This window comes from Vibrio sp. 2-1-2a (assembly GCF_032648565.1).
Lineage (GTDB): Bacteria > Pseudomonadota > Gammaproteobacteria > Enterobacterales > Vibrionaceae > Vibrio > Vibrio diabolicus.
Window position 1 is genome coordinate 604229 of sequence record NZ_WBOH01000003.1, and the last position, 20323, is coordinate 624551.

21 protein-coding genes are annotated in these 20323 nt (G+C 43.6%); 10 read left to right on the top strand and 11 right to left on the bottom strand.

The features are described from left to right. Positions 1-113: 113 nt before the first annotated feature. Entirely contained in the window at positions 114-977 is an 864-nt protein-coding gene (locus tag F7Y48_RS10965) for a DUF6279 family lipoprotein (RefSeq protein WP_316683991.1), read from the bottom strand. Positions 978-1238: 261 nt separating this feature from the next. Between F7Y48_RS10965 and F7Y48_RS10970 the strand changes: the two genes are divergently transcribed. Next, positions 1239-1412: a hypothetical protein gene (locus F7Y48_RS10970; protein ID WP_005373524.1), complete on the top strand. Its 174-nt coding sequence runs from the start codon at positions 1239-1241 to the stop codon at positions 1410-1412. Between the two features lie 89 nt (positions 1413-1501). On the opposite strand, the gene F7Y48_RS10975 is transcribed toward F7Y48_RS10970, so the two are convergent. Both F7Y48_RS10975 and narQ read right to left on the bottom strand, forming a co-directional pair. Then, entirely contained in the window at positions 1502-2134 is a 633-nt protein-coding gene (locus tag F7Y48_RS10975) for a response regulator (RefSeq protein WP_005398453.1), read from the bottom strand. Beyond that, positions 2121-3857 (bottom strand): nitrate/nitrite two-component system sensor histidine kinase NarQ, encoded by a 1737-nt coding sequence (gene narQ, locus F7Y48_RS10980; protein WP_012842359.1) that lies wholly within the window; start codon positions 3855-3857, stop codon positions 2121-2123. The genes F7Y48_RS10975 and narQ overlap by 14 nt, the downstream gene beginning before the upstream one ends. Positions 3858-4104: 247 nt before the next feature. Between narQ and napF the strand changes: the two genes are divergently transcribed. From napF to F7Y48_RS11010, 6 genes are all read left to right on the top strand, one after another. Beyond that, positions 4105-4590 carry a ferredoxin-type protein NapF gene (gene napF, locus F7Y48_RS10985; RefSeq protein WP_316683996.1) on the top strand — a complete coding sequence of 162 codons (486 nt, stop codon included), beginning with the start codon at positions 4105-4107 and terminating at the stop codon, positions 4588-4590. 41 nt (positions 4591-4631) lie between these two features. Next, positions 4632-4940: a chaperone NapD gene (locus tag F7Y48_RS10990; RefSeq protein WP_005398456.1), complete on the top strand. Its 309-nt coding sequence runs from the start codon at positions 4632-4634 to the stop codon at positions 4938-4940. Further along, entirely contained in the window at positions 4937-7426 is a 2490-nt protein-coding gene (gene napA / locus F7Y48_RS10995) for a periplasmic nitrate reductase subunit alpha (protein WP_006741149.1), read from the top strand. The genes F7Y48_RS10990 and napA overlap by 4 nt, the downstream gene beginning before the upstream one ends. 78 nt (positions 7427-7504) lie before the next feature. Then, complete coding sequence (locus F7Y48_RS11000) at positions 7505-7960, top strand: nitrate reductase cytochrome c-type subunit (RefSeq protein ID WP_031780699.1); 456 nt, start codon at positions 7505-7507, stop codon at positions 7958-7960. A 28-nt stretch (positions 7961-7988) separates the two neighbouring features. Continuing rightward, a complete protein-coding gene (locus F7Y48_RS11005; RefSeq protein WP_005398274.1) occupies positions 7989-8567 on the top strand; it encodes a NapC/NirT family cytochrome c in 579 nt (192 codons plus the stop codon). Positions 8568-8578: 11 nt separating this feature from the next. Further along, entirely contained in the window at positions 8579-8713 is a 135-nt protein-coding gene (locus F7Y48_RS11010) for a TIGR02808 family protein (protein ID WP_005373546.1), read from the top strand. A 203-nt stretch (positions 8714-8916) separates the two neighbouring features. Here F7Y48_RS11010 and phaC read toward each other — a convergent pair whose 3' ends face one another. From phaC to F7Y48_RS11030, 4 genes are all read right to left on the bottom strand, one after another. After that, on the bottom strand, positions 8917-10692 hold the full coding sequence (gene phaC, locus F7Y48_RS11015; RefSeq protein ID WP_005398277.1) for a class I poly(R)-hydroxyalkanoic acid synthase: 1776 nt from the start codon (positions 10690-10692) through the stop codon (positions 8917-8919). Positions 10693-10772: 80 nt separating this feature from the next. After that, on the bottom strand, positions 10773-11120 hold the full coding sequence (locus F7Y48_RS11020) for a phasin family protein (RefSeq protein WP_005398278.1): 348 nt from the start codon (positions 11118-11120) through the stop codon (positions 10773-10775). Between the two features lie 44 nt (positions 11121-11164). Next, on the bottom strand, positions 11165-12373 hold the full coding sequence (locus tag F7Y48_RS11025) for an acetyl-CoA C-acetyltransferase (RefSeq protein ID WP_145473091.1): 1209 nt from the start codon (positions 12371-12373) through the stop codon (positions 11165-11167). Between the two features lie 12 nt (positions 12374-12385). Continuing rightward, the gene (locus tag F7Y48_RS11030; protein WP_046875888.1) at positions 12386-13126 is read right to left on the bottom strand and encodes an SDR family oxidoreductase; all 741 of its coding nucleotides are present in this window, start codon (positions 13124-13126) and stop codon (positions 12386-12388) included. A 996-nt stretch (positions 13127-14122) separates the two neighbouring features. Here F7Y48_RS11030 and F7Y48_RS11035 point away from each other — a divergent pair. Both F7Y48_RS11035 and F7Y48_RS11040 read left to right on the top strand, forming a co-directional pair. Then, positions 14123-14743: a LysE family translocator gene (locus tag F7Y48_RS11035; RefSeq protein WP_048624835.1), complete on the top strand. Its 621-nt coding sequence runs from the start codon at positions 14123-14125 to the stop codon at positions 14741-14743. Positions 14744-14759: 16 nt separating this feature from the next. Then, positions 14760-15026: a hypothetical protein gene (locus tag F7Y48_RS11040; protein WP_258508650.1), complete on the top strand. Its 267-nt coding sequence runs from the start codon at positions 14760-14762 to the stop codon at positions 15024-15026. Positions 15027-15088: 62 nt separating this feature from the next. Here F7Y48_RS11040 and secF read toward each other — a convergent pair whose 3' ends face one another. The 4 genes from secF to F7Y48_RS11060 form a co-directional block, all read right to left on the bottom strand. Continuing rightward, positions 15089-15991, bottom strand: a complete 903-nt coding sequence (gene secF, locus F7Y48_RS11045) for a protein translocase subunit SecF (protein WP_005397711.1) — start codon at positions 15989-15991, stop codon at positions 15089-15091. 2 nt (positions 15992-15993) lie between these two features. Further along, on the bottom strand, positions 15994-17832 hold the full coding sequence (secD, locus tag F7Y48_RS11050; protein ID WP_199804262.1) for a protein translocase subunit SecD: 1839 nt from the start codon (positions 17830-17832) through the stop codon (positions 15994-15996). Positions 17833-17997: 165 nt separating this feature from the next. Next, entirely contained in the window at positions 17998-18477 is a 480-nt protein-coding gene (locus tag F7Y48_RS11055) for a hypothetical protein (RefSeq protein ID WP_006741155.1), read from the bottom strand. 125 nt (positions 18478-18602) lie between these two features. Continuing rightward, positions 18603-19271 carry an SH3 domain-containing protein gene (locus F7Y48_RS11060; RefSeq protein ID WP_316684140.1) on the bottom strand — a complete coding sequence of 223 codons (669 nt, stop codon included), beginning with the start codon at positions 19269-19271 and terminating at the stop codon, positions 18603-18605. 103 nt (positions 19272-19374) lie between these two features. Here F7Y48_RS11060 and F7Y48_RS11065 point away from each other — a divergent pair, with 103 nt between their 5' ends. Continuing rightward, positions 19375-19923: an ATPase gene (locus tag F7Y48_RS11065; protein WP_065646236.1), complete on the top strand. Its 549-nt coding sequence runs from the start codon at positions 19375-19377 to the stop codon at positions 19921-19923. Positions 19924-20323 lie beyond the last annotated feature (400 nt).

Sequence of the window (20323 nt, forward strand, 5' to 3'; positions counted from 1 at the left end):
TACCTCATCAAACCTCAAGCTATGTTACGCTCTTAGCTCAATAAGAATTTGCTTTGAATCATTTTTTCATAAGAAAGGCTAATGCACATCCCCTCGTCAATTGAAGCATGAATCTAATCTAATAATTCCTCAGCTAGTACTCGCCACTCTTTTACCTTATCGCGAAAATGACGCCATTGTTTATCGGTCATAGATTGAGAAATATCTAATGTCAGTTGATCGACCAGCACAAAGTTAGAATCAATATTTTTAGAAAGCTGCTCACTGTAATAGCTCTCTGGCTCGAACAACAGGCGCATAAATATATCCTGATAAGTGACAGCATTGGACTTGTTGTCGAACAGATATTCGAGCTCTTGATATATCGTTGCTCGATAACCTCTCCATAAAGGACTGTTAAGAGTGACTTGCTGAGAAAACGTTTGAGCTAATTGGCGCTGACTTTCTGATAGGCTTCCCAACCACTCTTCCATCCATTCTTCTGTGTTATCTAGAATAATTTCACGTATTTCATCTTCCGTTTTATCCGCATATTTTGCGTTTCGCTCTTGATAATGCTCTTGTACATTACTCAGAAATTCCCGTTCTTGATCTTTCGTTAACTGTAAACTCAAAGCAAAAAGGTCTGGTGCCGCTTTGCTTACCACTCTATCGTAATGCGCTCGCATTCTATCTCGATTTTCCTGCAAATAATTTAGGGTGATATCGCTCGCTTTTAATCTCTCAAGCTCTTTTAAATGATCGATATATAACGGTAACTCTTCTTTCTTATGCCATTCTGCTAACAATAATAAGCGTTCTTCGACCAAGACTTCTTGTTCACCTTGCAGAGAAACATAATCCTCTATGTAATCGATAACGAACCAATCGATATTGCTGTATAGAAACTTCTTCGTACATCCGGCAAGAAGAAATACGAAACAAAATAGAAGGCCATAACCAAGCACCTTATTAGATACACCCTGTAATTTAGTCACTTATTCGTATTCCCTTTTCTATTGATTAAGTTCTATACTCAACTTGTATCACTTAATATTGCGGCAAACTTACACCAGTGTGACAAATATTGATTGCCACCTTAATAATATATAGAGTTTGAAATTAACTTTTTGATCACAACTATCCGCAAAAAAGTGAGTTAGAGCGCAATTATCGGCTAAAAAACACACCGAACGACGCTCCCTATAACGGCATATAATTTGCATGGATGTTTTTTGGATGGTTTATGGAGGCGAAGTATGGCAGCCGCTGAGCAACTTGATACCAGTGTAGAATATGAGATTCGATATTTTGAACAGGGGAAAATGCACTGCATGAGAGTCATTGCTGAAAGCAAAAAAGTGGCTTATCAGTACTATTTAGAGTGCGGTAAGCACAACAGTGACTTGTACTCTATTCGCCCAGACAAATAAAAAAACCGCCTTAAAGGCGGTTTTTTTATTATTAAAATTACGCTAAACGATTGATTCCATTGGTGGTTTGGGATTGTTCTTCAACTGTATTATTTGATGTCGCCAAAGCGCTCAAGATAAAGAACGGTTGCCGCAGTACGAGAAGGAACTTGAAGCTTTTTAAGTAAACTCTTCATATGCACTTTAACCGTGGATTCAGAAATAAAAAGACGATCGGCAATCTGCTTGTTGCGGAAACCTCTTGCCACCTCTCTTAAGATCTGCGTTTCGCGATCCGTCAGCGTATCAAAAACGTCCTCTTGTCCTGAACGCTCACTCAAGTACTTAGAAACTTCTTGGCTGTATGCTTTGTCGCCTTGATGCGCTTGTTTTAGCAACTCAACCAACTCATCAGGCTCGGTATCTTTCAACAAATAGCCATCTGCGCCACTTCTAACTATTGCTTCTATGTCAGCTGGGCTATCTGATACAGTTAAGATAACAATTCGAGCTTCACAACCATCAGCACGTAGCGCTTGTAAGGTATCGAGGCCTGACATGCCTTTCATATTGAGATCAAGAAGTACAAGATCCAGTTCCAGCTCATGCGCTTTCGCTACCGCATCTGCGCCATTACTTGCTTCTGCAACGACTTCAAACTCAGGCTCAAAGCTTAAAAGTTGGTGAATACCTCGTCGCATGAGTGGATGATCATCCACCAGCATTACTTTACACACTGTCACTGTTTACTTCCTTACTATGTTGGAATTCTAGTTTTACGGTACAACCTTTGTTGATCGATGCTTCAATGTGAAGATCGGCATGCAGCCTAGCGGCTCGCTCTTGCATGATACTCATACCGTAATGATTTAATTTTTCGTCTTGATGTTCAAAGCCTATTCCATCATCGGTAACGGTTACTGTGACTTTTCCATCATTATCAAGACATTGAATGTGAATATTATCTGCTTGCGCATGCTTGATGGCATTAATTGCCGCTTCTCTTATCAACTGTAGTAAATGAACCTGCTGGTGTGCATCCAGTTCAGTTGAAGAAAGTCTATTTTTTAACGTAATGTCAGCGACGGTTTGTTCGTTGAGCGTTTCGACCATATCTTGCAATGCTTGGCCAAAACTGCCCTCTTTAATCGTAAGACGAAACGTCGTCAGTAATTCGCGTAGTTGGGTATAAGCAGCAGATAAGCCCGTATCCAACTCGGCAATGACTTGATTCGCCTGAGCTATCGCTTTTTCATCAGGCAAATTCTTTACGCTTCTCTTTAATAAAGCGACCTGAATTTTTAAATAAGAGAGTGCTTGAGCTAATGAATCATGCAGTTCCCGAGCAATGGTGGCTCGCTCTTCCATCAGTAGGATTTGTTCTGCTTGGCGTTGGGCTCGATTGTAATACACGGCACGCGATAAAATCTGCACAAAGTTGTCAATCAGTGCCTCATTCGGACAAGGTAACCCGGCCTTCCAATACAAATAGCCTAAGTGCTCACCGTCCAACGTTAGAGCCTTACTGTGGCAATCTTCATCACAGTCGTGGCAGCACTCTTCCCCTTCCATCAATATCCAACTCGGTTCTCCCAATTGCTCTATTTCAAGTTTGACCGCTTTAATGCCTTCAAGACTTGCAATATGTTGTAATATGGCTTGGAAGTTATCCTGATTAATACGCGAAGCCGTTAACTCTTTCGACGAGTCATACAATACTTCTAAAGACTGATTCGCATGCTGTAATTTACGCGTTTTTTCATCAACCGCTTGTTCTAGCCCTCGGTATAACTTACCAAGGTCCGTCGCCATCCGATTAAAGGTTCGAGTCAGGATCCCCATTTCATTATCGCTGGATACATCAAGCGATATATTAAATGAGCGATTCTTAATTTGCTCGCTAGCAAAAACTAAAGCACGCAAAGGCCGTACAACTTCGAGGCGCACAAAATGGACAACAAACATACTGACACAAAGGATACCGCCTAACCCTAACCCGCCAATCCAAGCTAAGTTAATCAGCTTTTGCTCCGAAAAGCTTTGCAGCTTAAATACAAACTCATCGATCTGCTTTACAAAACCAGCCACTAGGAGTTGGTACTCCGCCGGGTTGTCTCCTCTCAACACCGACTTGAGCTCATGCCATCTCATAATAAGACGGTAGTAATCATGAGTAATGTCTTCTGGCACTGACCAATGCTGGAGTGCTTTCATGGAAGGTGAGTATATCGAATGTTCAAATGCGTCAATATGTGAAGAATAGTCAACAGATTTAACCTGAATATCATTCGCCAGACGGTAGCTTTGCATTCGCATCGAGCCAGCAACATTGACGGCTTCTGCATCATTCAAGCTTGACGCTAACGTAAAAATTGCAAAACCAGTCGTAGCAACTGAAAGCAGCAAAATAAGAAGCATCGCGGACGCAATCGTGCGCGTCACTGACTTTTTCACATTTTTAAACAATCTGAGTTCCTCGCCCATTAACAACCCTATTTGTACGTGCAATGAACCCATTACCTTTCAACTTTATCAATATGTGATCACCTGCGACGGAATTTATTGATCCAAAACAATATTGCATCCCATTTACCTCCTAAGAGGTATTTATACAAATATGTCAAAAACTACAATTTCGTTAGTTTAAATGACAGTTTATTAATGAAAATTGTGGACTATGCTTAGTTTGGGTTCCAAGTTTCGAGGTGACTAAGTGGTAGACCTTTCCAGAAGAAGACTCTTTGCAAGAAAAGCGCACCCCGACAACGCCGTACGTTTGCCTTGGTTAACCAAGCCAGAACAGTTTACGGACGATTGCACTCGCTGCGGTAAATGCATTGAGGCCTGTGAAACAAAGATTATAACCAAAAGTGATGGCGGATTCCCCTCGGTCGATTTTTCCATCGATGAATGCACATTTTGCTATCAATGTGCAAACGCCTGTCCTGAGCCCCTTTTCTTGCCAAAAACAGAGCAACCTTGGCAAGCGAAAGCAAGCATCAACGATAGCTGCTTAGCAAAACAAAATGTCGAATGCCGAAGCTGTGGGGATATGTGCGACCCAATGGCAATTCAGTTCAAATTAGAGCTGGGGAAAGTAGCACAACCCAATTTAGACCTTGATGAGTGTAACGGCTGCGGCGCCTGTGTTTCAGTGTGCCCGACTTCATCCATCAATGTGAGCAATATAACAGCCTAAGCCGTATGTCGTCGGCCAAAGGCAATAAATGAGAGAGCTATATGTCACTAAATGAAGTGCATATTTCAAGTTTGGTAGTACACGTACTGCCAGAACATCTGGACGAAATCAAACAACAGATCGAAGCACATGAAAATGCGGAAATCTATGGTGACAGTCCAGAAGGCAAGATTATCGTCGTGCTTGAAACCGAAAACCAAGGTTTTATCACAGACACTATCGATGCCATCAACAATTTACCGAATGTCTTGAGCACGGTATTGGTTTATCACCAAATCGAAACTGGGCTTGAAGAAACGGATGAAGAAGACACTGGAACACAACATTCCCAAATCGAGGGTGAAGTATGAAAATGACAAGACGTGCGTTTGTGAAAGCAAACGCGGCTGCATCAGCTGCTGCTGTCGCAGGTGTGACACTACCAGCATCTGCAGCCAACCTGATTGCAAGCTCTGATCAAACCAAAATCACATGGGACAAAGCACCTTGTCGTTTCTGTGGTACAGGCTGTTCTGTTCTTGTTGGTACTCAAAATGGCAAAGTGGTAGCAACACAGGGTGACCCAGAAGCACCAGTAAACAAAGGCCTAAACTGTATTAAAGGCTACTTCCTTTCTAAGATCATGTACGGTCAAGACCGTCTGACCCAGCCGATGCTGAGAATGAAAGATGGCAAATTCCACAAAGACGGTGAATTTACACCTATCTCTTGGGATGACGCTTTCGACATCATGGCTGAGAAATGGAAAGCTTCCCTCGAGAAAAAAGGTCCAACAAGCGTAGGTATGTTTGGCTCAGGCCAATGGACAGTAATGGAAGGCTACGCTGCGTCAAAGCTAATGAAAGCGGGCTTCCGTTCAAACAACATTGATCCAAACGCTCGTCACTGTATGGCTTCTGCTGTAGTTGGCTTTATGCGCGCATTCGGTATCGATGAGCCGATGGGTTGTTACGATGACTTTGAGAACGCAGACGCATTCGTTCTATGGGGCTCGAACATGGCAGAGATGCACCCTGTTCTATGGACTCGTATTACTGACCGTCGCCTAAGTCACCCTCACGTTAAAGTGAACGTGCTTTCTACTTACTACCACCGTTCATTTGAGTTGGCAGATCACGGCTACATTTTTAATCCACAGTCTGACCTAGCGATTGCTAACTTCATCGCGAACTACATCATCGAAAACGATGCGGTAAACTGGGACTTCGTGAACAAGCACACTAACTTCACTCAAGCAGATACCGACATCGGTTACGGCCTACGTGACGATGATCCGCTACAAAAAGCAGCGAAGAATCCTAACTCAGGCAAACTAACGTCTATCTCTTTCGAAGAGTACAAAAAGTCTGTTGCACCTTACACAGCTGAGAAAGCCTCTGAAATCTCTGGTGTTGAAAAAGAGAAGCTTATCGAGCTTGCGAAGCAATACGCCAATCCAAATACGAAAGTGATGTCTCTATGGACGATGGGTATGAACCAACATACTCGTGGCGTGTGGATGAATAACTTGGTTTACAACATCCACCTACTAACCGGTAAGATCTCGACTCCGGGTAACAGCCCATTCTCACTAACGGGTCAACCATCTGCGTGTGGTACCGCTCGTGAGGTTGGTACTTTCGCTCACCGTCTACCTGCAGACATGGTAGTAGCTAACCCGAAACACCGTAAGATTGCGGAAGACATCTGGAAACTGCCAGAAGGGACGATTCCACCAAAACCTGGCTTCCACGCCGTATTGCAAGACCGCATGTTGAATGATGGTGTTCTGAACTGTTACTGGGTTCAATGTAATAACAACATGCAAGCGGGTCCAAACATCAACACAGAACGTCTTCCAGGTTACCGCAACCCTGAAAACTTCATCGTTGTGTCTGACCCATACCCAACAGCGACAGCGCAAGCAGCAGACCTTATTCTTCCTACCGCAATGTGGATTGAGAAAGAAGGTGCTTACGGTAACGCAGAGCGTCGTACCCAAGCTTGGTACCAACAAGTGGGCACGGTCGGTCAGGCAAAATCTGACCTATGGCAGCTAATGGAGTTCTCGAAACGCTTCAAAATGGAAGAAGTGTGGCCTGAAGAGCTACTAGCGAAAGCGCCTCAGTACCGTGGTAAAACCATGTACGACGTACTATACCGCAATGGTAATGTCGACAAGTTCCCTATCGAAGAAGCTCGCGAATTGAATGACGATGCCCACCACTTCGGTTTCTATGTTCAAAAAGGTCTGTTTGAGGAATACGCAACGTTTGGCCGCGGTCACGGGCATGATTTAGCACCATACGACCGTTACCATGAAGTGCGTGGTCTACGTTGGCCAGTTGTTGATGGTAAGGAAACACAATGGCGCTTTAAAGAAGGTTCTGATCCATACGCAAAAGAAGGTTCTGGTTGGGATTTCTACGGCAATGCTGACGGCAAAGCGAAGATTATCTCTGCACCATATGAAGCGCCACCAGAAGTGCCAAACGATGAGTTTGATATGTGGCTATGTACTGGTCGTGTTCTTGAACATTGGCACACAGGCACCATGACTCGTCGTGTACCTGAGCTATACAAAGCAGTACCAGACGCAGTGTGTTACATGCACCCTGAAGACGCAAAAGCGCGTAACGTTCGTCGTGGTGAAGAAGTACTCATGGCAAACAAACGCGGCGAAGTACGCGTTCGTGTTGAAACTCGCGGTCGTAACCGTCCGCCAAAAGGTTTGGTATTCGTACCGTTCTTTGATGCACGTATTTTGATTAATAAGCTCATCCTAGATGCGACTGACCCACTGTCTAAACAGACAGACTTTAAGAAGTGTCCAGTCAAAATCACTAAGATTGCTTAACCTTCAGATACCGAATGCTACGGCCGTCACTATGGCGGCCTAATAAAGAATTTAAGCCATAAAGGCGGAGATGAAATGATGAAAAAATTACTTGTCGCACTTTTATCTGTAGGTGCTTTAGTGACAGGCATTGCGCAAGCTGAGTTAGATAATCCAGGTGGTATTGGCGGTCTAGAGTCTCTACGTGGAATGTCTCAATTGGAAGACACACGCCCAGCAGATGAGTTCAAAGACTTCCCTAAAGATCAGATTGTTGAAGATAGCTTTGTTTATCAACCACCGTTGATCCCACACAGCATCCGTCACTACGAAGTGTCGTTAAATGCTAACAAGTGTCTTGCGTGCCACAGCTGGAAAAATGCAAAAGAGTCAGGCGCGACTAAAATTAGCGTAACGCACTATGTAAACCGAGAAGATGCTGTATTGGCGGATATGTCTCCTCGTCGTTACTTCTGTTTGCAATGCCACGTGCCACAAACTAATGCTAAGCCACTAGTTGAAAACAAGTTCGAGGCAGTTGATTCGCTTCAGTAATTGAAACGCGAGTACGAAGAGGTTATTTATGAAAATACTTAAAGCGTTTTGGAAAAGACTGAAGAACCCAAGTAAAGCTGCCGCTGGTGTGGTTTTGTTCTTAGGTTTTGCTGGCGGTCTTTTATTTTGGGGCGCATTCAACACAGGTATGGAGGCAACCAACACAGAAGAGTTCTGTTCTGGCTGTCACGCACCAATCGTTGCTGAAATTCAAGAAACAATTCACTACTCTAACCGTTCTGGTGTTCGTGCCATCTGCTCAGACTGTCACGTTCCTCATGAATGGACAGATAAGATCGTTCGTAAAGTACAAGCATCCAAAGAGCTATTCGCTCACTATGTTCTACGTACTATCGATACACCAGAGAAGTTCCAAGAGCGTCGAGGACACCTTGCTGAGCGAGAGTGGGCGCGAATGAAAAAGAATGACTCTCTTGAGTGTCGTAACTGTCACGAGTTTGATTACATGGATTACTCTCAACAAGGCTCACGAGCAGCGGAGCAGCACTCTACTGCGCTAGCTTCTGGAGAGAAAACCTGCGTAGATTGTCACAAAGGCATCGCGCACAAACTACCGGACATGAGCGGCGTTGAAGGCTGGCACTAAGGAGACTTCCCATGAGTACTTTAGAATCTGTAATTTGGCATATCCTTGGCTATAGCGCCATGCCTGTAATTATTCTTTCCGGCTTTGTGGCAGTAGCAGCAATCTCTCTCTGGCTGCTGTCATTTGGTAAGGATAAAGAGGTGTAACGTAACGCACTTCTACCCGTCAACTTGCCTATTTGTTGACACTAAGCGCTGAGCATCTACTCGGCGCTTTTTTATTCACCGTCACTTTCAGCCCAAAATGTCCTCAACCGATACGTATATTCAATCGGTATAACAAGGTAGTCAGTAACGACCAAAAAAAGCGACCATAAAGGTCGCTAAAATTTACTGCTATAGGGAGTTGTTTAAGACTCTTTTACTGGCAGAACCTGCTTGACGTATTGCCCTGGCGCTTCATCGATTGCTGGGTGATCTTCCGAGCCAATAGGGAATGGTTCGACTTGCTCTTTAGGATTGAATTGAAGTAGCCATTCATTCCAATGTGTCCACCACGACCCCTCTTTGTGCTCGGCATTATTCAACCACTCGTCAGCCGAATCATCCAAAGTATCGTTCAACCAATAACCATACTTATTTTTCGCTGGAGGGTTTACGATACCCGCAATATGACCCGACTCACCGAGAACAAACGTTTTGTTGCCACCAGTGTTCAGGGCACCACGATAAGTTCCCTGCCATAACGCAATGTGGTCTTCTTTCGTTGATACAAAATAGCTAGGAATTTTGATCTTATTTAGGTCAATCCATACCCCACCAATTTTGACGCCTTTGTCTTGCACTAGCTTATTCTCTAAATAGAGCTCACGAAGCAAAAAGTTATGAGAGGCAGCACTCACGTTGGTGCTGTCACTGTTCCAGTACAACAAGTCAAAATCGACTGGGCTGTTGCCCTTCAAGTAGTTGTCGACATAGTAGTTCCAGTACAAGCTGTTTTCACGCAGTAAGCTGAATGTGACGCTTAATGAACGACCGTCCATATACCCTTTTGCGTTGTTTTGCGCCTCAATTGCACTCACAATGGTGTCATTGATGTACGCGCCAACTTCGCCTGGCTGAGAAAAGTCGAGCAATGTGGTGAAGAAAGTCGCAGATTTAATACGCTTCTTCATACGTTTTGCCGCATAGTACGCAACCGTGCTCGCCAGAACCGTACCACCGATACAGTAACCAGCCGCGTTGATTTGCTCTTGGCCCGTTATATCTTCAATTGCGGCGACGGCTTTGACGACGCCTTCTGTCACATAGTCACCAAACTCTACATGCGCTTGTGCCTTGCCTGGGTTGCGCCAAGACATCATAAATACGCTATGTCCCTGCTCTAGCAACCATCGAACCATTGAGTTCTTCGCTGTTAAGTCAAGGATGTAGTATTTATTAATGAAAGGCGGAACGATGAGCAGTGGCGTCGCATTCACTTTCTCTGTTAGAGGTCGATATTGAATCAACTCAAACAATTCGTTTTGAAAAACCACATCGCCCGGAGTGGTCGCAACGTCATCACCCACGCGGAACGCATTGTTGTTCGTCATACGAATTTTCAAAATGTCCGCACTGGACTCAACGTCTTCTTTTAACTGCTCTAAGCCAGCCAGAAGGTTTTGACCGTTTTGCTCAAGTGTCAGTTTCAAGAGTTCTGGATTCGTCGCGATGAAATTCGAAGGGGAAAGTGCATTGATGGCTTGACGAGAAAAGAAAAGTATTCGCTCTTTAGATTTTTCATCCAAACCTTCGAGTGACTCAATTGTATCTAAATAAGTCTTACTGAATAACAGGTAGGATTGCTTAATGAAGCTATACATCACCTCATTTTGCCACGCTTCATTAGAAAAACGCTTGTCCCCTTTTTCTGCTTCGATGACCTGTTTTTGATTACCCGCCAACGCGACATTCTGCCAAATTTGTAGCTGCTGTTCCCACCATTCTGCTTGCAGTTTTAAGATCGCAGCAGGTTGATTTACAGCTTGTTCGAAGAGTTTGGCAGTGTCTTCCAAGTTCACTTCTTGCATGGCCTTATTTAAAGGAGAGTTCACGACTGCCTTGTTCACTTCGAAATCATGCCACCACTGTTGATTGGTTTGTTGAAGCTGTACAAGATAGTCCGAAAAGAAGTGCTGAAACATAGTCTTACTCCTATATTCGGAAAAAACAACGCCGCCCAAATTAGGGTCTAGAGACCCTAAGGCGGCGAGAATCGGACAAATTACGCTGGAGTAACAGTCTTTAGATTTTCCGAAGTCATTTTCTCAACGTCTTCTTTGAACTCTTTTGCAATAGCTTGAAGCTTGTTGCTGTCGTCCATCATTTGTTGAGAAAGCTTAGTAAGAACGCTTAGTTGCTGGCTGTTGAAAGCAGTCAATGACGTTACGTCTTTGATTTCTGATGCCGCTTTCATTTGGTTCAGACCCACTTCGCTGTAAGTACGAATTGCGTTCAGTTGAAGCTCAGTCAACACTTCTACGTTTTTTGTCACTAGCTTGTTGAACTTCAAGTAAGGTTCTAGATTTTTTTCAGTTTGATCGCTAAAGGTTTTGAAGAAATCTGTGTACATGGTTTATCTCCTAGAGAAAGAATTAAAAATGTCCGTTTAAATAATTACTTAACTGCTTTTATAACCACAGCCGTCCCCATGCCGCCGCCCACACAAAGTGATGCGACACCATATTGACCATTTTGCTTATGAAGCTCGTGAACAAGCGTCACTAAGATTCGGTTGCCCGATGCACCAAGTGGGTGACCTAGCGCGATAGCACCACCATTAAAGTTCGCTTTATCTTGAATCGCGTTAACGGGAACTTGGTTGGTTTCCGCCAACTGATGAATCACGCCAAGTGCTTGCGCAGCAAATGCTTCGTTTAACTCGTAAACGTCAATGTCGTTTACCGTTAATTCCGCTTTTGCTAATGCTTTATTGACTGACTCCACTGGACCTAGACCCATAATTTTCGGATCAAGCCCCGATTGCGCATAGCTTACGATCTCAGCAATAGGCGTGAGTCCATGTGCTTTAACTGCGCTCTCAGACGCGACGATAATTGCACTCGCACCATCGTTAATACCTGATGCATTCCCCGCAGTCACAGTGCCTTCACGGTCAAAAGCAGGACGCAGCTTGCTTAACGCTTCCATGGTCGCATTAGCCTTTGGGTATTCGTCGGTATCAAATAGCACCGTTTCACGGCGTTGCTTTACTTCTACGGGCACAATTTCGTCTTTGAATTTGCCCGCTTCGATTGCCGCCACCGCTTTCTGTTGGCTAGACAGCGCATACTCGTCTTGCTGTTGACGGGTTAGGCCGATTTCTTTTGCAACGTTTTCTGCCGTCACACCCATGTGATATTGGTTATAAACGTCGGTTAAACCGTCTGCTACGAGCAGGTCTTTCAGCTCTAGGTTGCCCATTTTGTTGCCATCACGAATACTACTTGGCGCGGCAAACGGAATCTGAGACATGACCTCAACACCTGCTGCAACAACAATCTCTGTATCGCCACTACGGATATGTGAAACCGCATCCATGACGGTTTTCATGCCACTGCCGCAAACCATGTTTACGCCGTATGCAGGAACAGATTCAGGAATCCCAGCAAACAATGCGGCTTGGCGGCCAACCCCCATGCCTTGGCCTGCGCCGACAACGTTGCCAACAATCACCTCATCAATCTTATCACCAGCCAACTTTGCCGCTTCTAACGCGCCTTTAATCGCTACTGCTGCCAAATTACCAGCAGAGGTATTTTTAAGACTGCCACCAAAGGCGCCAATTGGAGTGCGCTTCGCCGCTACGATAAATACTTTTTCCATCATCTTCTCTCCTTAGTGCATGTATAGGCCGCCATTCACCGACAAAGTCTCACCGGTGATATAGGCCCCTGCATCGCTGACCAAGAAGCTCACTGATGCTGCAATTTCTTCTGGTGTAGCAAGGCGTTTCATTGGGATTTGATTCGTGATGGATTCCAATACTTCTGGCTTCATTTGCTCAACCATTGGTGTACCAGTGTAACCTGGCGCAATAACATTTACTGTCACACCCGAACGAGCACCTTCATACGCCAAGGCTTTAGAGAAACCTATCATCCCAGCTTTCGCCGCCGAGTAGTTTGCTTGACCAAACTGCCCTTTTAGGCCATTGACTGAAGAGATGTTAATGACACGACCACCGCCTTTTTCGCACATCGCAGCGAACAGAGGTTGCGTAACGTTGAATAGACTATTGAGGTTGGTATTAATGACATCATTCCAAGCTTGCGCAGTCATCTTTTTAAACACGCCATCACGTGTGATACCTGCGTTGTTGATAACGACATCAATGGTCCCTTCTTCCTCAAGCAATTGCGCTAACTTTTCTGCACACTCTGCAGTGTTTGTTACGTCCAACTCAAAAAGGCGAACCTGATCTTTGGTAAACCCTTTACTGTTGAACCACTCCAACGCACATTCATAGTTGCCTGTGAAATAAGTAGCGATTACACGGTAACCATCATTCACTAATTGAGAGGAAATAGCAGAACCAATTCCGCCTTTTGATCCGGTGATCAAAGCGACTTTCTTCATCGAAGACTCCATTCTTAACGGCATTTAAAAAAGCAAACTAAATACACTGATGAAATAAATCACCAACTGACGTGTTTATTTATTCTTTTGGCTATCAATCCTGTGATGCCTTTTATTTTAAGTTAAACCAGAAATATTACATTTCAAATAAAAAACTAATCCATTTGCATAAGATTGATTTAGATCTCATTAAACATGAAATGTTATAAAATGGTTAACTCTTTATAAGTCATTGTTTTAAATAAATTTAAGTTAAACACAAGCTTATCAGAAAATAAATTTAATCATTATTTATCAATAATTTACATACCGAACAGTGGACGTTACATCATCTCATGATTTCGGATACAACTCTCATGCTGAGAGTTGTTATCTATAAATACGATTAGAATAATAATTCAAATATCAATATAAGCAATTGTCAGTAATATCATTTAATTACTAACTTAAATGATATTTAAGACAGTATAAACTTAATTTTATATTTATAGTTTCGCTTATGAAAAGTGGTATATTTAGAATGTAAACAATAGAAGAAAACGTCTCATTTTGGTGCAGTTCGCACTATTATGACGCAGCAATTAAAAAATAATTTCAGTTTTATTTTAAATATCCAAATAACATCAATTAACTAGCATTTAACGTATCGAATCACTTTTTATCTATTGAAGTACCGGTACGGTGCAATATTCGATGGTGCCATCTCCTAAAGCAATCATCTAGATTCTTTAACCCAGTAAATTGATGTTATACCCAAATGACGTCAAGATGCAGAAATCGTGTCAGTGACATGCTCCGCAGGGCGAGTTTCCTTATCCCACAGCCTTTGTTAACGATTTTTGATTTAGAACCACTAGATCTTCAAATCGTTGCCGTGCCTGTGAGCCAAGTCATTCTCGCTGAACCTAAGCACCTTGAGGTTATTTGGGGATAGTATCCTTTATCAATTTGCACTATCTTTGTGGCTTCTATCAAATCACTTAGTTATCAACAAACATGAATCTTGCATTGCTCAGTATGTTCATCCCTACCTTCTTTTTTGTCTCAATTACACCAGGAATGTGCATGACGCTCGCCTTAACGCTAGGAATGAGTATCGGTTATCGCCGCACATTATGGATGATGATTGGTGAACTCGTCGGTGTCGCGCTGGTTTCAGTCTCGGCAGTACTAGGGATCGCAGCGATCATGCTCAACTATCCTTGGATGTTTATCGCACTCAAGTTTATTGGTGGCGGCTACTTACTCTATCTTGGTGTAGAAATGTGGCGATCTCGAGGTAAGTTAGCAATAAATGTCGATAATTTAGAAAAACCCAGAAGTGGCAACGTCGCGCTCATCATGCAAGGCTTCGTTACCGCTATCGCAAACCCAAAAGGCTGGGCATTTATGATTTCTCTACTGCCGCCTTTTATCGATCAAAATGCGGCTCTTGCTCCACAGCTGATCGTGCTTGTCTCCATCATCCTTCTTTTTGAGTTCATTTGTATGTCTCTGTATGCCACTGGTGGTAAAGGACTGAAACGCGTGTTGGGTCAATCAAAGAATGTGCGCCTGATGAACCGTATCGCGGGCACTTTAATGATGGGGGTTGGTGTTTGGCTATTACTGAGCTAAAGCAACGCTGGAAATGATGAAAAATATCCTAAGAAAAATTACGCGAAACATAAGTACAGTATTAGATTTTCAGGCCCGGGTTTGGGTCGTAAACGTTTATGCTGGAGAACACAAAGGCGAATCTTACATTGTAAACGAAGACAGCTTTTCCGAGCCATTGCAATGGATGAAAAAGAAAGGTTATCACACATCCATGTTGCGCCTGGTTGAATCGATGAAGCGCTCTCAAATCATTGAGTTCGATTTAGGTCACGTCAAACACCGCCTGATGCGTGTGAAATAGCACAAAGTAAAACGCCACTCAAACTGAGTGGCGCGAGCACTTTTTACCTTCAGCACCTCGTATTACGGCGCGGTATCAATCTCAACAGGCAAGTAATGCTTCGGTTCGAGCTTGAACAGTTCAGGTAATACGGTACCAATGGAAATGGAAGACCATGTACCTGATAGCACACCAATAAACATCGCTGTTGAGAAACCCGCTAGCGGTGCTCCCCCCATAATCCATAGTGCACCAACAGTAATCAGTGTTGTGCCTGATGTCACCATCGTTCTAGAGAACGTCGCGATGACAGCCTGGTCATTGATGTCTTCCATTTTCCAACTTTGTTTCGCGATCAGTAGCTCACGAATTCGATCTGAAATGATGATCGAATCATTCAATGAGTAGCCTAAAATTGCCAATACGGCAGCAAAAACCGTTAAGTTGAATTCCATTTGGGTAACGGCGAAGAAGCCGAGGACGACAATTACGTCATGAGCCAGAGCAAATACAGAGCCACTCGCTAAGCGCCATTCAAAACGGAAACACAAGTAACCAAGGATGCTCAGCACACAAATCAATAGTGCTAAACCGCCTTGGTCAAACAAATCCTGGCCAACTTGAGCACCAACAATACTGTTGCTGACGACATCAACTTGATGTGAAACTGGCTTTAATACCTCTTCCACACTTGGCAGAGTTTGCCCTTCTTCAGGGGCTGAGTAGCGAATGAGCCAACGACCATCTTCACCTGTGCGGGTGACAGAGGTTGATTCACCAAGTTTTGGTTGTAGTGCATCAAGCAGATCGTGGTTGGTTAACGACTTATCGACTTTCACTTCTGTCACCATACCACCAGTGAAATCCAAGCCGAGATTCAACCCTTTAAAGCCCAGAGCACCAAGTGCGATCACCGTCAAAACGATAGAAACTAGCGTAGTGAAGTGGCGAATTTTACGAATATTTTGTTTTAGCATTTCGACCATGATTAAACCCTTACATCACGACGGGCATCTCGGCCCCAAATTAAATTGATCATTGCTCGAGAGGCAAATACGCCTGTAAACATACTGGTTAACAAACCTAATCCGAGTGTTAAGGCAAAGCCTTGGATTGGGCCGTTACCGATGGCGTATAAAATCACGGCGGTGATCATGGTAGTAATGTTGGCATCAAGGATGGTCGAGAACGCGCTATCAAAGCCCAGATCAATCGCTTGAGCGAAACTGCGGCCTTCACGCATTTTGTCCTTAATACGTTCGAAGATAATAACGTTGGTGTCCACTGCCATACCAACGGTTAACACCAACCCTGCAATACCTGGAAGCGTTAGCACCGCACCTGGTAACAAGGCAATTAAGCCAAGCAAACAAAGCATGTTGGCACAAAGCGCCACGTTCGCCACCCAACCTAAGCGGCGGTACCAAAGGGCCATAAAGGTCAGTGTTAAACCCATACCCAAAGCAAGTGCCGCAAAGCCATTTTCAATGTTTTCAGCTCCCAAAGAAGCACCAATAGTGCGCTCTTCTACGATAGTAACCGGGGCTGTTAGCGACCCCGCACGAAGTAATAGCGCTAACTGCTGCGCTTCGTCCATGCTGCCAGCGCCGGTAATACGGAATTGGCTACCAAGTTGAGATTGAATAGTCGCAACGCTGATAACGCGCTCGCTGCGCTCCGTTACGCCACGATCGTTTGTCTTGTATTCGCGGTAAACCGTCGCCATTGGCTTGCCAATATGCGTTGCAGAGAAATCACTCATCTTTTTACCGCCCGCGTGGTCAAGCGAGATGTTAACTTCTGACATACCCATATTGTCTACGCCTGCACGAGCGTTAACAATGTGCTCACCCGTTAGGACTGGTCGTTTCTCCAGAATAACCGTTCGGCCATCGTTATCTTTCAGCACAAGATCTTGGCCGCTTCGCGCTTGGCCTGCATCTTTCACTTCGTAGAATGCCAAACTCGCAGTGGCACCAATAACGTTTTTCGCTTGTGCTGGGTCTTGTACACCTGGGAGCTCAATACGAATGCTGTCTTTACCCTGACGCTGAACTAATGCTTCCGTAATACCTAGCTCTTCAATACGACCACGCATAATCTTCAAGTTTTGTTGCAATGTCGTTGATTGGAACTCTTGAATATTCTGCTCACTTGGCTCAAGAACAAAACCGCGAGACGAGCTTTTCACCACCCAACCAGGATAGTTTTGACGCAAGAATTTGTTTACTTCAGCTAGGGCGGTATCACTCTCACTGTTTACCGCAATGCGGTTACCACTTTCTGCGCGAATTTGTACACCACGCACGCGCTGATCTCGCAGGCTTGCTTTGATCTCATCGATCAAAGCATTACGTTGCTCCTCAAATGCTTTATTTACGTCGACATTCAAGAGGAACTGTACCCCACCGCGAAGGTCAAGACCGAGTTTGATTGGGCTAAAACCCATCTCATTCAGCCACTCTGGAGCAACAGACACATATGAGAAGGTAATGCTGTCTTCTTTATTTAGCTCATTGTTTAGTAACGCACGAGCTTTGCTTTGCGCATTTTCATCATCGAATACAATGGTTGTTTTGCCATCTTTTTCGATGATTTTGTCTGCTGAGATGTGATTGGTTTTCAGTAGTTGATTCAACTGAACAACCGACATTTCACTGCTGTTTTGGTTTGAAAACGTTAGCTGGATCGATGGTTGCTCACCGAACCAAGTCGGAATCGCGCTTAACGTTAAGATAATGACCGTAGTGATTAATACGACATATTTCCAAGCTGAATAGTGATTCATCAGCTTTCTGTTCTTTTGCTGCTTTGCTGTTTTTTTCATGTAAACATCATCCCTTCACTACGAAGTGAAGCTTTTAATAACAAGGCTTAACACACGACAGATGCCCCCAGAAAAAAATTCAGGGTATGAAATGCTCAGGACGGTTACGCCCTGTTGAATACAATCGTCGTGTTAAGAGTGCACAATGGTGCAAATAGATGGTGTTTAGGCAGAAAATTGACTATTGAGTGCGACGTACATTGCGTTGGTCTCTTTCCAACCAGAAATGCGATGATCGCTTGTGAAATGATAAAAAGTGTACTGGTTTTGACGCCAATTGATATCCATCAGGCTGTAGGCATAACCTGCGTCAGCATAGAAAGGCGTGTTTAGGTCACCAATAACGTCAACATGCTCATCATCGAGGCCTTCACGTAAGTGAGAAACCCAACGTTGAGTGTTAAATAGGGCTAGCGTATCGAGTCTTGCGTGACTTTCAGAAATCGGAGACTGCGTCGTTTCTTCTGAGACTTCAGAAAAATCGATTGAGGTATTTGCAAAAGCAATACTCGCAACAAATGGTTGCAGCTTAGAAAAGTAAGGTAAATGAGCTTTCTGATCGATTTGCGCAGCAAAAACATGCGCTGGTAGCAATACCATCGCAAGCAGCATAAAAAGCAATTTTTTCAAGCAAATCTGAGACATAAGAACTCACTAAAAACAAAACGAGTCGAGTTTTTTCACTCGACTCGATGATAGTATTCCTATTAATTATGGTTCACAACTAAAAAGTTATAAATCTCTAGAGGCTTTAAACTAAAGGCGCTCTGTTAGCGGTAAAAGATATCGCCTTTATCGACATCTAAATAGATTTTGTTCTCTTGCTCCAAACCACCACAATAAATGAAGTACACATTGCGCTTGTCATAAGTAACCGAACGAACCCAGCCACCGAGCTCTTCAAAATCACTCGGATCACAGGTTTCATCGTCTAACAATTGCTGGGTTTTCTTGCGGAAGATGTCTAAGTGGACTTTTAAATCATCCGACTTCTGCAAATATCCATCCAGTATTTCTAAACGCTCTTGTTCTTTAATAACTGGCTCTGCATCAGATAATCCTTCGGAATTCAACCACTCAGCTTTTTCTTCACCGCCCTCTTCATAAACAAGGTAACCAGAGATTCGATACCAACCATCCACTTTTTCTAACACCGATACTTTTTCTCCCTTATAGAGCGTATCGACAACCAAAGCATTAGCATTTGGCTTATTGTAAACATTGATTCGACGCTCAATGACATAGTATTCGGTCACTTCAGGGGGGGCGGTTTCTAAATCCAGAATCGGTTTAGATATTTCTTCTTCCACTGGCGCTTGGTCCACTTGCACCGCTTTTGTCGCCTCAGGTTCATCTTTCTGCATGAAGAAGAAATAGTATCCAGCACCCGCCCCACCGAGCAACAGTATGACAATCAATGCGATGAGAATTTTCTTCATGTACTTTTCCTTTTCATTCTTTGTTCTTATCTCACCGGCAACACGCATGTCGCGGAGATTTGGGTATATACTCAAAAGGGTCGGTTAACTAACGCGAGAAATAATGATCAACAAACTCAATTGGATACTGTTGTTTCTTCTGTTCCCCATTATGGGACACGCCAATATTCAATGTAACCCGTCGTCGTGGAATGACAATCTTACCCAATTCAATCGTTTAGAGTCCAATTACAATAAGCATGTTGAGGTATTCAATGCACTTTTAGCCGAACATAAGCAGCGCCAGTTATTGTCCCAAACCTTTTCCCTACATGAACTCGTGTTACTTTGGCGCGCTCGCTCGAACCAAAATGCGTTCAAAACTCAATTAAAAGCCTCCATTCAATATAAAGAAGAACTCACGACTAAAGCTAATGAGTTGATTAAATTGAGCACACAATCTCAATGGTCAGCAAATGGATGGAAGAAACTTGCCCAAAAGTGCCGTGAGTCAAACGAAACTGCCAATCAAATCACTGCGGAGTGGTATAACACCAACGCTTTGCAACTTACCGAGGATTACAAACGCCTTTCTTCACAGTACCAAGCACTAGCGCAACTCTATGATAAAGAAGCGAGATCGCTTCAATACGCTCAAGATGTTTCGAGGTAAAAATCGAGCCCGTTTTGAAAAGACGATGTCGGGTTTTCACTCCAATATTGGACGTTATTCGTGCTTTAATTCCCTCTTTTAGTGATCCCAACATTATATGTAAAAAATGGGACTGTTCCCTTTTACAAACTTGACTAAACCATGACCAAGAGAGGCAACTTATAGAGACATACGTCACAATAATGCTTTACTTATGGCCAATTTTTGGTTAATTTACCCATTAATAAAATTTAATAAAAAGTCACATTTGGCTGGAGATGATGCTACAACCATGGTTATCAATCGATTAAGTAACAGGGACTGTCCTAATGCTACCAAAGCCAAGTTTTTGTCAGTAGTCAGGCACGTAAAAGAGTTTGGTTCAATCAGCGATTTGGACCTTTGTAAAATCTTCGGAGAA

What these genes read in the sequence shown, in the direction of transcription:
- F7Y48_RS10970 (WP_005373524.1), top strand. Translation starts at nt 1,239, where the DNA reads ATGGCAGCCGCTGAGCAACTTGATACCAGTGTAGAATATGAGATTCGA.
- F7Y48_RS10990 (WP_005398456.1), top strand. Translation starts at nt 4,632, where the DNA reads ATGTCACTAAATGAAGTGCATATTTCAAGTTTGGTAGTACACGTACTG.
- napA (WP_006741149.1), top strand. Translation starts at nt 4,937, where the DNA reads ATGAAAATGACAAGACGTGCGTTTGTGAAAGCAAACGCGGCTGCATCA.
- F7Y48_RS11000 (WP_031780699.1), top strand. Translation starts at nt 7,505, where the DNA reads ATGAAAAAATTACTTGTCGCACTTTTATCTGTAGGTGCTTTAGTGACA.
- F7Y48_RS11005 (WP_005398274.1), top strand. Translation starts at nt 7,989, where the DNA reads ATGAAAATACTTAAAGCGTTTTGGAAAAGACTGAAGAACCCAAGTAAA.
- F7Y48_RS11010 (WP_005373546.1), top strand. Translation starts at nt 8,579, where the DNA reads ATGAGTACTTTAGAATCTGTAATTTGGCATATCCTTGGCTATAGCGCC.
- phaC (WP_005398277.1), bottom strand. Translation starts at nt 10,692, where the DNA reads ATGTTTCAGCACTTCTTTTCGGACTATCTTGTACAGCTTCAACAAACC.
- F7Y48_RS11020 (WP_005398278.1), bottom strand. Translation starts at nt 11,120, where the DNA reads ATGTACACAGATTTCTTCAAAACCTTTAGCGATCAAACTGAAAAAAAT.
- F7Y48_RS11025 (WP_145473091.1), bottom strand. Translation starts at nt 12,373, where the DNA reads ATGGAAAAAGTATTTATCGTAGCGGCGAAGCGCACTCCAATTGGCGCC.
- F7Y48_RS11030 (WP_046875888.1), bottom strand. Translation starts at nt 13,126, where the DNA reads ATGAAGAAAGTCGCTTTGATCACCGGATCAAAAGGCGGAATTGGTTCT.
- F7Y48_RS11035 (WP_048624835.1), top strand. Translation starts at nt 14,123, where the DNA reads ATGAATCTTGCATTGCTCAGTATGTTCATCCCTACCTTCTTTTTTGTC.
- F7Y48_RS11040 (WP_258508650.1), top strand. Translation starts at nt 14,760, where the DNA reads ATGAAAAATATCCTAAGAAAAATTACGCGAAACATAAGTACAGTATTA.
- secF (WP_005397711.1), bottom strand. Translation starts at nt 15,991, where the DNA reads ATGGTCGAAATGCTAAAACAAAATATTCGTAAAATTCGCCACTTCACT.
- secD (WP_199804262.1), bottom strand. Translation starts at nt 17,832, where the DNA reads ATGAAAAAAACAGCAAAGCAGCAAAAGAACAGAAAGCTGATGAATCAC.
- F7Y48_RS11055 (WP_006741155.1), bottom strand. Translation starts at nt 18,477, where the DNA reads ATGTCTCAGATTTGCTTGAAAAAATTGCTTTTTATGCTGCTTGCGATG.
- F7Y48_RS11060 (WP_316684140.1), bottom strand. Translation starts at nt 19,271, where the DNA reads ATGAAGAAAATTCTCATCGCATTGATTGTCATACTGTTGCTCGGTGGG.
- F7Y48_RS11065 (WP_065646236.1), top strand. Translation starts at nt 19,375, where the DNA reads ATGATCAACAAACTCAATTGGATACTGTTGTTTCTTCTGTTCCCCATT.